At 62.4% G+C, this 11,367-nt stretch carries 7 protein-coding genes; 2 read left to right on the top strand and 5 right to left on the bottom strand.

The features are described from left to right. Nucleotides 1-72: 72 nt before the first annotated feature. On the bottom strand, nucleotides 73-1,536 hold the full coding sequence (locus INHI_RS0113470; protein ID WP_027247978.1) for an O-antigen ligase family protein: 1,464 nt from the start codon (nucleotides 1,534-1,536) through the stop codon (nucleotides 73-75). A gap of 161 nt (nucleotides 1,537-1,697) precedes the next feature. On the opposite strand from INHI_RS0113470, the gene INHI_RS0113465 reads away from it, so the two are divergent. Then, nucleotides 1,698-2,450: a WecB/TagA/CpsF family glycosyltransferase gene (locus tag INHI_RS0113465; protein WP_027247977.1), complete on the top strand. Its 753-nt coding sequence runs from the start codon at nucleotides 1,698-1,700 to the stop codon at nucleotides 2,448-2,450. 19 nt (nucleotides 2,451-2,469) lie between these two features. On the opposite strand, the gene INHI_RS0113460 is transcribed toward INHI_RS0113465, so the two are convergent. Beyond that, nucleotides 2,470-3,453: a glycosyltransferase family 2 protein gene (locus INHI_RS0113460; protein WP_027247976.1), complete on the bottom strand. Its 984-nt coding sequence runs from the start codon at nucleotides 3,451-3,453 to the stop codon at nucleotides 2,470-2,472. After that, nucleotides 3,453-4,562, bottom strand: a complete 1,110-nt coding sequence (locus INHI_RS0113455; RefSeq protein WP_027247975.1) for a glycosyltransferase family 2 protein — start codon at nucleotides 4,560-4,562, stop codon at nucleotides 3,453-3,455. Before INHI_RS0113455 ends, INHI_RS0113460 begins: the two co-directional genes overlap by 1 nt. 184 nt (nucleotides 4,563-4,746) lie before the next feature. On the opposite strand from INHI_RS0113455, the gene INHI_RS0113450 reads away from it, so the two are divergent. Next, the gene (locus INHI_RS0113450; protein WP_254656883.1) at nucleotides 4,747-5,685 is read left to right on the top strand and encodes a glucokinase; all 939 of its coding nucleotides are present in this window, start codon (nucleotides 4,747-4,749) and stop codon (nucleotides 5,683-5,685) included. A 24-nt stretch (nucleotides 5,686-5,709) separates the two neighbouring features. Here INHI_RS0113450 and INHI_RS0113445 read toward each other — a convergent pair whose 3' ends face one another. Both INHI_RS0113445 and INHI_RS0113440 read right to left on the bottom strand, forming a co-directional pair. Further along, nucleotides 5,710-9,375, bottom strand: a complete 3,666-nt coding sequence (locus INHI_RS0113445) for a translocation/assembly module TamB domain-containing protein (RefSeq protein ID WP_027247973.1) — start codon at nucleotides 9,373-9,375, stop codon at nucleotides 5,710-5,712. Next, complete coding sequence (locus INHI_RS0113440) at nucleotides 9,372-11,315, bottom strand: autotransporter assembly complex protein TamA (protein ID WP_027247972.1); 1,944 nt, start codon at nucleotides 11,313-11,315, stop codon at nucleotides 9,372-9,374. The genes INHI_RS0113445 and INHI_RS0113440 overlap by 4 nt, the downstream gene beginning before the upstream one ends. Between the last annotated feature and the right edge of the window lie 52 nt (nucleotides 11,316-11,367).

The following is an 11,367-nucleotide window of genomic DNA, read 5'->3' as shown; positions in this document are numbered from 1 at the left end:
TGCAAAAGATATACGGTATCGTTAGGGACGGATTGTGTCCAATCCTGCCAAAATTGCGAAGATAATGCGGCATCATAGCACGCTGCGCCGTTTGCGCGGCGGCGGCGCGGTGGCCAACGCCTGATGGCCATCGAACAGCTGCCGTTTGGGTGTGAAGAGACCGGGATATCGCAACCGCTCAGCATATCCCAGAACCGACCCGGCGCAGAGCCACGTCACCGGCGTCAGCGTGGCATTCAGCAACATGTCGACCAATGTTGCAGCAAGCATCAGCGCCAGAGGGGCCGCAAAAGGCGACAGGCTAGACGCCGCATGACGGCGCACCTGCTGCCACAGCAGAACCAGCGGCCCGGCCAACAGGCCCATCTCAGCGATATAGCCGACCCAGCCAAAGGTGCCGAAAACAAGGATCCAGCGCCCGTCAGGGATCGACTCGATCTCGCCGCTTTCGAGGTTGCGGACCAGATTGCGGCCCCAGCCGCCCCAGCCAAACCAGGGTTTGTCGGCGGCGCGATCCAGCATCAGCGCCTCGTTGGTGAACCGAAAGCCCAGCGACTGCGCCCGTTCGGGACTGAAGGCCTGCGCCTGCGCAAGGATGGCATCTACAGGCACCAGCCCGAGGTTACGCAACATCGGGTAGACAATCGCCACCACGCCCAGTGCGAGAGCAAGCCGCATCTGCATCCGGTAAGATGCCATGGCGACAAAGGGGGTGAAGATCAGGCCATAGATCAGCGAAGCGATGCTCTTGCACAGGATCAGCACCGCAAAAAGGTAAATCGCCGCCATGGTATAGCGTCGCTTGTCTGGGCCTTCTGCACTGCGGGCCAGAGATGTTGCGGCCAGCACTGACATCAGCACGAATAGCGCCAGCCACAGGCTGTGAGGCAGGAACACGATGGGGCGGAACCCGCCCTGGCGCATGGTCTGGCTGAAATCATGCTGGAAAAAGCCATAGACCCAGGTGTTGATCTGCGGGCTGAATCGGACCTCAAACAAGGAAGGGACGGAGTAGACCAACCCTGCCACCATCAGCACCATGACCAATTGCCGTTGCTGGTCGGGATGCGACAGGTAGCGCCGCGCCAGAAAGAAAGGCAACAGCACGATCATCTGGTTGATCATCACCGAGCCGAGATCGCGCCAGCGCAGGCCGGGCAGGGCGTAGGTCGGAAAGACGATGGGCTCGGCGTTTTCGATCACGCGGAATACGATTGGGTCTCCGTTGGTCAGCACGGTGGCAATCACCGATCCCAGAAAGATCGCCACAAGCGCCCGCATCACCGGATGGCGCGGCCAGATTTCAACCCGTTTGCGCAGGATATAGGCACAGATAACAAAGGCAACGACAGCCGGGATGGAATCCTTGTCCATATCCGGCACCAATGGCAGGTCGAACACGGCAAGGGGGGGCAGGAACAGATAGCCGCCGATCACGCACCACAAAATAGCCTGTTGCAGCGACACCCGCTGAAACAGCTTATATGTGATCACCGGCCAGGCGATCAGCATCAGATAGGCTAATGCATTTGGCATCGCGTGCGGACCTCAGGCTCCTATTTGCCCCTATGAACATAAGTTTAGCCCCAGATGCCTGCGCTGTCGCCCGCATTCGTATTCTGAGGTAAACTCTTGAAACGGAGGCGGGGCCATGTGATCGAGGAGAAGGCTGGTTCTGGCGCATTGGGGGGAAGCGGGTGTATTTTGACATAAAGGGCACGCGGATTGATGTGAATATTGCCGATCCAGCACGACTGGAGCAGGCGGTGATGGGGCATTTCCAGACCCGCCGCGGCTTTGCATTGGCGACGGTCAACCTTGACCATCTGGTGAAAATGCGCAGTTCGCCCGCGTTTCTGAAGGCCTATGCCGCGCAGGATTTCGTGGTCGCGGATGGCCGCCCGATCGTCTGGTTGTCGCAGCTTGCACAGCGGCCCGTGGCGTTGATGCCGGGCTCGGATATGGTGCTGCCGCTTTGTCGTTGGGCCGCGCGCGCCGGGGTGCCCATCGCCTTGGTGGGCAGCACCGACGTTGCACTTCAGGATGCCTCCCGCGCCTTGCAGGCTGAGGTGCCGGGGCTTGAGGTGGCCTGGTGCCACGCACCTTCCGGTGTGTTTGACCCCAACAGCCAGGAGGCAGAGAAAATCCTGTCCGAGTTGGCGCGTCAGCAAATTGGCTTGTGTTTTCTGGCCCTTGGCGCGCCGAAACAGGAAATCATGGCCGCTCGTGGCCGCGCCTTGGCGCCGGAGGTCGGTTTTGCCTCGGTTGGGGCAGGATTGGACTTCCTTGGTGGGCACCAAAAACGCGCGCCCGCCTGGGTGCGCGGACTGGCACTGGAATGGTTGTGGCGCGCGCTGAGCAGCCCGCGTCGTCTGGGACCGCGCTATTTGCGCTGCATCGCCATCCTTCCGGGCCAGCTGCTGCACGCGTTGCGGCTGCGCCATCCCTGATCGGGTGGACGCTCAGCCACTACTTGTATTCCAGTAGCCCGCGATTGCGTCCGCGCAGCCGCAGCCAATGATATTCCAACGCACCCTGCGCCTCGGCAAATTTGCCCAGCACGGAATAGAGAGCGCGGGTGCGGCCCATCCGATGCGTCAGCCGCAGAACCTGCGCGGGATACATCAGCAGCAGGACCAGCGCCCAGCCTGAAAATGGCAGGAGTATCAGAGTCAGTAACGGGATACCGGCCCCCCAAAGCAATGCGCGCCGGGTTTCCGCAACCCAATGATGTTCGGGACCTGCGCCATGCAGCGCTGCGCCTTCGGCGAAAGCAAAACCGGCACGACGACTGCGTTGCCACCATTGCGAAAATCGGTGCATCTGCGCGTCGTGCAGCGTCATCTCCGCATCCAGCCGCCAGATACCCCAACCGACCCGTGCCAGCCGCAGGCACAGCTCAGGCTCTTCACCAGCAATCAGATCGTTGCGATAGCCGCCCACCTCCTGCAGGGCGCGCAGCCGCATCAGCGCATCGCCTCCGCAGGCTTTGGACGGGCCGATGGGCGTGTTCCATTCGTCGTCGCAAAGTTGATTGTAGATCGAGGCGTCAGGGGCGCGTTCCCGCCGCCGTCCGCATACGACTGCCAGTTGCGGGTCAGCCTCCAGCCGTGCGGTTGCGGTGGCGATCCAACCGGGCACCACTTCGCAGTCGCCGTCAACCAGCTGCACGTAGTCACAGTCGCCATCAAGATGGGCCAGACCTGCGTTTCGGGCACGGGCCGCTGTAAACCGCTGGCTCATGTCGAGGCTAATGACCTCAATCCCCATCGCCTCGGCGGCGGCAACCGATCCGTCAGTTGATCCGCTGTCGACATAGATCACCCGGCGGACCTGCCCTTGCAGGCTCTGCAGGCACGCGACCAGCCGGGCTCCCTCGTTGCGGCCAATCACCACCGCGTCGACGATTGGGGGTGTGGGAACCGGGGGGGGAGGAGAGGATAGATCAGGCACTAGTCTAAAATCTCCGTCAGATAGCGCGCTGAGACCTGCAGAAACCCGGCCTCGCGCAGCGCTTCAGGTCCGGTTTCGGGACCATTGTATTTCTGCGCAGTTTGCGACCACAATGTCAGATCGGGTCTTTTGGCAAAGCCCGCAACCCGCAGTGCATCCTCACCATGGGGGATGGAAGCCGCCTCCAGTGAGGCCTGATCCCGCGCCATCGGATCATTGGCAAATTTATAGTGTTTCAGTACCGCCATCGTGTCCGCAACCCGGACGCCGGTCGACACATGCGGATGCACCGCCGGATCGGTGTCCGCATCAACAAAAACCAGCGGGTGTTTGCTCAGGCAGCAGCGCTCCCCGAAGACAGCACCACGAATGCCGCCAAACTGCATCTTGGGCGGCGGCGCATCGGGGATCTGGTTTCGGGATAGGAAAAAACCCAGCCCGGTTGCCGGATCATGATAGGGCAGGGCCCGGACGGCGCTGATATCATAATGGCAAAAACTTTGCTGCACTTCAGGGTAGGATTGCTGCGCCACCGACCGCAACGGGGCCTGCGGGAACATCTCCAGCATCTGGGCCATCATCGCGCTATAGCCATGCCGGTTGAGGTAGCGTACCAGCCCGTTCAGGCCCAGCTGTGCTTGCCCCTCGAATTCAAGAATTTCGTCCATATCGGCAAAAAGACACCAGCGATCCGCAGAGAATGTCCGCGCCGCATATCCGCGAAAGATATTCTCGAACCGCCCCCAGGGCAGGCGGGATTGCAGCACCGTAACATCCGGTTCCTGTGCCAGCTGTGCCAGCGTGCCGTCGGTTGATCCGGTGTCGCAGAAGACGAAATGCGACACCCCAAGCGCGCGGTAGTGGGCCAGGAACACATCAAGGTAATACGCGCCATCACGGACCAGCGCGACCACGGTAACAGCCTCGCGCGGCAGGTCAATTTTCCGAGGTCCCGACAGATGCCGGAGCGAAACGCGAAATCGCAACCGGTCAAACGGCAGGCCGATCTTGCTGTCGAGCCACCCCGAGAGACGCGACAGCACCCGGCCAGGCATGCCGCTGGTCCGGACCAGGGCTGCGGTGCGGAGGGTATCTGTTGTGCCGGTCATCGGAACTCCTGTCTGACAGACCCAAACTGTTCAAAACAACCATCTGTGGCAAGCATATTGCGTGGCGTCGCTGGTAATGTTAGCGCTAAAATTAAGGCGGTCACAGAATTGCATTTCGGCTCTGAATACGGCAGTGTCTCGCGAAAATCGAACATTCAGAAAGGCAGAGCATATGGGCTCGGATATGACAGTGCTGGTTGGCGACGTGGGCGGTAGCAATACCCGGCTGGCCCTCGCCGGGCCTGAAATCGGGGTCACTGCCCTGCAAAGCTTTGCCAACGATAGCTTTTCTAGTCTGGAAAACGTCTTGCTTGCCTATTGTGCGCAGCCTGACCTGCCGCCGCTGGCTGGTGCCTGCATCGCCGTTGCGGGGCCTGTTTATGGCAATGAGTATCAGCTGACCAATCGCAACTGGCAGGGCAGTGCTGCAGATCTCGCTCAGCAGTTGCAGCTTGGTGCGGGCGCACGGGTTGATGTGATCAACGATCTGGCCGCGCTTGGACATTCGCTGCCCGCGCTGATCCCGGGCCAGCTGTCGTCGCTGCGTGCAGGGCATCAGCGGGGAACGCAGGCGCTGGTGGCGGGCATTGGCACCGGTTTTAATGTGTCGCTGTCAGTGGATGGTCACACCGCAGAGGCGGAGATGGGCCACACCAGCCTTTCGGCCCCTGTTACACGTGGTCTGACGGATCTGCTTGGCGACCGGGCAGGTGAGTTCGCCACCAATGAAGACCTGTTTTCGGGGCGGGGGCTGGTGCGGTATCATCAGGCGCTGCACGGTATCGCGGCCGAAGGTGGCGCGCAGATCGTGGCGGATTACCTCGCCGATGGCGACAGCCCTGCGGCCAAAACCGTAACCAGCTGGGCGCGGCTCCTGGGTGATTTTGCCCGCGAGCTGGTGCCGACCTATATGCCGGGGCAGGGGATTTTCTTTGCTGGCAGCGTGGCACGTGGCATTCTTGGCACCGCCGCCTGTGAGGTGTTCCTCAACAGTTTCCTGCAACCCGCCACCGGGGTACAGAGCCGCTGTGAAACCACGCCGCTCTGGCTGATCACCGATGATGCAGCCGGTGTCAGCGGTGCGGCGCGTTTCGCGCTTGAAAGAGCCGGTCGCAAGAGCTGATCCAGGAGGGTGGACGAGGGCACGTCAGTAATCGCGCTTGAAGAAGAGACCAACGCCGGTTTCGCCCTCGCCATCAACCTTGCCTGTGACGGTCAGGCTTTTGCTGACATCCAGATTGATGCTCAACTCGCTGTCGCCGCGGGTGTTGACATTGAAATCGGTATAGACGTTCTCCGAGACATAGCCGCCGATATCCAGAAGCCCTGCGCCAAGGTTGTCGAGCCCGAGTTCCACATTGCTGGCCCCGGTTTCGTCCCGCAGCTTGCCCTCAGCGCGGTTGCTGCCACCGCGCCCGCTGAGGGTGGCGACGGATCCGGCCAGCCGGGCCAGGGCCAAGGGTGACAGATCCTGAATATTATCCCCGAACAGCAACAGCGCCAACGCCTCTTCACTGGGCCGTTCTGGGTCGGAGGTCACTTTGATGGAAGGGCTGTCGATCAGGCCTGAGAGTTCCAGCGTTGCAGTGCCTTCAGAAGTCGCAGCCGAGGAGCGCAGCAGCAGATAAGGCCTCAAATCCCCCTGAAGGGTGATCCGCCCCTCATCAAGCGCCAACCGCCGTCCCAGAATGTCGAAGGTGCCCCGGATCAGACTGATCTGGCCCGCGGGGGCCAGATTGGCGGTGCTGCCGCGCAGCTGGATCTGGCCACCCAGCTCGGCGCGGACACCGCGCCCGCGGGCATTGATGCGATTGGGGGCGCTGATCAGTACATCCAGCAAGGTCCGACCGGATCCGTCGCCGCCGCCATTGCCACTGTCGATCAGCCCGGCCCGGGCACGGGTGCGGCGCACCTCGGCAGGTTCGCCCTGATGTCGAATATCGGGGATCGGCGCTGCGGTCACGGAACCACCAGCGGTGGCCAGGTTGATATTGGTCTCACCCACATCGATCCGCCCGGACAGGCGGTTGGTGCCGATCAGGCCACCAGAGAGCGTCAGCGCACCGGACAGCTCAGTTTCATAGGAGAGTTGGTCGCTCAGCCCGATATTGGCGAGGGCGATCTGCAACTGCGCATCAAAGGGCGCGGTCAATCCGACTGGTCCGGTGACGCGCAGCTGGCCACCATCGCGGGGCGCAGCTGTCAGCTGGATATTGGCTCTGGACCGCGCAATAGAGACTGTTGCGTTGATGGCATCGATCCGTTGCGCCGCTGCTGGAATGGCCAGCGAGGTACCGCTGGTGCGGATCTGACCGCTCAGATTTGCCAGCGATGGCTCTCCCTTCAGCGACAGATCGAATTGCGCCGGGCCACGGATCAGATTGGGTGAGATGAACGGGTTCAGACCCTCCAGCCGTAACTGCCCTTTGGCATCGATATCAGCGCGGCCTTGCACCTCATCCCAGCTGCCTGCAACGGTGCTGGTGACACCTGCCGGGCCAATGGCGCGGCTATTGATCTGCCAGATACCGTCGCGGCGACGTGCGGTGCCCTCGGCGGTCAACCGTCCCGGCAATCCGGGTACAAACCGCTGCACTTCGGCCACCAGCGCGTCAAAGGTGATATCGGCGTCCCCCTTGTTCTCTGAGACCGTGCCATCAAGATCCGCAGACAATCCCGCCGGCCCTTCAGCTGCGCCATCAAAGGTCCAGACCCCGGCGCGGCGGCTGGCGGTACCCTTGGCGCTCAGGGAGCCTGCAAGGGTGGGCACAAAGCGTTCCAGCGCATTGATTGCCGCATCGAACTGGAGATCGCCATCGCCATTGGTGGTCATCTGACCGGTCAGCTCCGCACGGGAGGATTTGGGCCCTCGCAGCTCTGCACTGCCGGAGAAAATTTGGTTTTCACGGGTAATATCGGCGCTGAACTCCAAGGGGCCGGGCGCTTGTGGCAGGATTTTTTCCAGCTGTTTCAGCGTTGCGTTCAGGGAAAGCTGGCCAGAGGTACTGCCCAATTGCCCATTTGCCTGGGCGGTCAGCGCCTTTGCGTCCAGCTCGAACCGATCAATGCGCAGCCCGGCCTCATCGCGCGCGGCTTTCAGCGCGATGGTAGTGGTGCCGCCAATCAGATCGTCAACTGGCTTCAGCCCGGCAGAGAGATCCTGACCCAACACCGACAGCTCAATGTCAAACGCCCCTGACAGCGGGGTCGCAGAGCCAGCAGCGGTGGCAGTCATCCGTCCGTTCAGCGATTGCCCGGCAAGACCTGAGAACCGCGCGAGGTTCTGGGCGTTTGCTTCGATATCGGCCGCAATGCGCAACCCGCTTTCCAGCCCGTCGATGGTCACCGCACCGGTGGCGCCATAGTCTGTACCCAAGAGCAGCATATCTGTGATCCGCAGCGCACCGGGGCCATCCGTGGTCACCCGCCCGTCAAAGGTAAGCGCCGCGCCAAGAGCCTCTGCCAGCGCGGGATCTGTTGGCACCAGTCCGGTCAGCGCCGCCGCGATTTGCCCATCCAGCGACAGGCCCTGACTTTGATCAAGGGTGCCGGTCATCTCCAGTTCAGCGCGGGCAATACGCAGGTCCGGATTGTTGAGCCGTTCCATTTGTGCGGCCACGGTCCAATCGCGGCCCGCCGGTTTTTGCGCGCGTAGGGACAGGTCGGTGACGGTTGTGGAGCCGCCAGCCACCGGCAGCACGACGGCCTCTTGTCCGGGCGGTGGGGTCACATCGGTGCGCAAACCGGCACTTTCCAACGCCCCACCGGCAGCAACCTCTACAAAGCCCGAGATGTCCAGCGCCTGCGTGGTGAGGGCCAGATCGTCGATCATGACGCCGCCCATGGCGCGGGTCTGGCCGCGCAGCCGGGCGCGCATATCTGGACCGAAAAAGGGTTGATAGACCGGATCAACCAGTGCCGTGATATCTCCAGTCAGATCGGCACGAAATCCGATCGGGCGGCGGCCTAGGGTCGGGTCCGCAGGGGCATCGCCTGCTGCGGCAAGCACCACAGTGCCGCCGATGCGGCGTGCCCCATCCGTGTCCAGCGTCAAATCGGCGCTGAAATCCTCAACCGGGCCGCTGCCTTGCAGGGCAAGACGGATGTCGGGGCCACCGGGCAGGGCCAATGCGGTGGAGACCAACCCGCCATCGTCCTCCTCCAGGACCATATCAATGGTGATATTGCCGGTATCATTGGCAAACCCGGCCTTGAGATCGAGCCGGTCGCTGTCACGGTCAAGGCGGGCGATCTGCAAGGCGCTGTCGAGCGTGCCTTCGGCCAGGCTCAAGGATCCATCGAGTCTCAGCACAGCCGCCACCCCGATCAGATCCTGCCCAAGAGTGAGGCGCCCCACCTTGATTTCGCCGATATTGATCGACACTGGCAGCTCAGGCAACTGGAACGGCGCTGCTTCGGGGGTTGGCAGATCGGGGTCTTCCAGCGGTGCCGCCGGGGCGCGCGCAACGTGGATGCGATCCGCCTTCAGTGTATTAACGGAAAAATCGCCGCGCAGCAGGCCCAGCCGGTTCCAGTCCAGCTCAGCGCCCTCAATGGTCAGCCAGATGCCCTCGCTATCGGCCACCGTCAGCTTTTCGAGCGTGGCCTGCGAGGACAGCGCCCCTTCCAGTCCGGTAACGCGGATGGCGCGGCTTTCACCGGAGAGTGTGTCTTCCAGAAAATCGACCAACAGGCCACCGGACTCTTCACGCTCCTGCGCCAAGGTTTGCGTCGGGGCGAGGGTCAGCGTGGTTGCGATCAGCAGTGGCGACAGCAAGGCGGCAGGGCGAAGGGCTGCGAGGAGATGTTTCAAAATGCCTGTCCTATGCCGATATAGAATTGCAAACCATCGTCGCTGCCACCGTCCACCGGATAGGCAAGGTCCAGACGAATGGCACCGATTCCGGCCACGTCATAACGCAGACCAACGCCGGCCCCGGCATGGCGGGCCGAGTCCGAGGAGACAAAACTATCCGCGTCCACCAGTCCGACGTCATAGAACCCGACAAGGGTGAACTTTTCACCGATACGGCCTCGCACTTCGCCCGACAGCGCCAGATATCCGCGCCCGCCTGAGGTGCCGCCACCCGCAGGCACGCCCAGTGACTGGAACTCGTGACCACGCACAGAGCCCGCACCACCGGAGTAGAAAAGCAGGGTGGGGGATACTTCGGACAGCGACGGGCCGATCACCGATCCCATCTGCAGCCGTCCCGCCAGCACGATACGGTCGTCACTGCCAAAACCTTTGTAGGCGCGGCCGTCAAATTTCAGCTGCACCCCGGACTTGCTGCCGTCAATCCCGATGAAAGGGACAGCGCGGGCATCAAGGTAATAGCCGCTGGTGGCGCTCAGGCTGCTGTCGCGCCCGTCATATTCCGCCCGCAGCTGCCCGACCAGATACTTGAACCGCCGCTTGCCAAAGACATCTTCAGCCAGGACGCTTTCGAACCCCAGGGCGGCCTCGGCGAAGAGTCTATCCGAGTAGACCCGCCGGACACCCACGGCACCCAATCCACGGGTGGCAGAGTAATGTTCCTCATCCAGCTTCTCTGCCTCAAGCAGGTAGAACTGGCTGTCATCAGGGCCAAAGGCCGCAGGCCGATCCAGACGCACAGCGACACGCCCGTCGAGGTCATTGGCGCTGCCAATTCCCGAAAGCCGGGCCTCAAACCTGAGCCGCTCCGCCCCGCCAAAGAGGTTGCGGTGCATCCAGGAGCCGCTCACCTCCAGGCCGTCGGAGGAACTCAGCTCAGCCCCGAAGGTGAAGCGCCGGGGCGGTTGATCTTCGATCCGGGCAACATAGTCCAGGGTGCCGTCAGGATTGGCGCGTTCGGCGGGCCGAATGGTGACAGCGGAAAACGCGCCCGTGCGGCGCAGCCGGGTGGCGGATCTGGACAGTAGATCGGGGTGAAACACCTCACCGGTCGGGAAGCCCGCGATCCGCTGGATCGCCTCGGCCCGCACGGCGGAGGGGTTGGCCAGTTGAAACCGGCCAAAGCGCAGCTGCGGGCCGGGCGCCAGACGCAGACGGGCGTCAAGCCGTGCGGCAACGTGGTTGGCGGTGATCGACTGGCCGCCGACCTCGGCCTGCGGGTGGCCGGCATAGCGCCAGTTCTCGACCCCTGCATTCGCCGCGTCGCGTAGCACCGCGGTGGTTGCGGTGCGCCCGGTGGCAAAATCTTCGGGAATATCGACAGTGCGTTTCTGCGGCAGGGGGGTGATCTCGGCGGTGCCGAAGGTAAATTTCTGCCCTGCTTTCACTGTTATCTCAATGGATTTTATCTCGCGCGGCAGATTCAGTGGCTGGATCCGTGCCGCCTCGCGCCCATCCACGCGGATCTGCACCACAGGCGAGAAATACCCCTGATCATAAAGCACCTGAACCAGCGTCCGGTAATCCGACAACGCTGCCGCCATCAAGGGCTGGACACCGGTCTCCCCCCGGGCACTGGTGGCCAGCGTGGCAGAGGCATCCTGCAACAGGTCACTCAGATCACCGTCCGATCCGGGCGCAACCAGCCGGGCTTCTGCCGCCGACAGCGCCGCAGCGCTGCCGAAGCTCAGGCTCGCAGCACAAATGATGCAGCGACCAAATTGGCCCAAACGGCTGCGGCGGGGCATATCGAAAACGGAGCGGAGGAGGGCGCGGCAGTAGAACATAAAGGCTCCGAACAGACAAAATCGGCCTTGAGCCTCCGGCGGATATCTGGTGCCGCTGGCAAACATGGGGACCGGGATCACACCTAGCATAGGGCAAACCCGAAGTGTAACGTCAATGGAGCATGAAGAGTTCCCGGGTATT

Origin of the sequence: Phaeobacter inhibens DSM 16374, assembly GCF_000473105.1 — a bacterium.
In the GTDB taxonomy this organism is placed as follows: Bacteria; Pseudomonadota; Alphaproteobacteria; order Rhodobacterales; family Rhodobacteraceae; genus Phaeobacter; species Phaeobacter inhibens.
The sequence above is the reverse complement of the archived record's forward strand: the minus strand, read 5'-3'. Positions and strand labels throughout refer to the sequence as shown.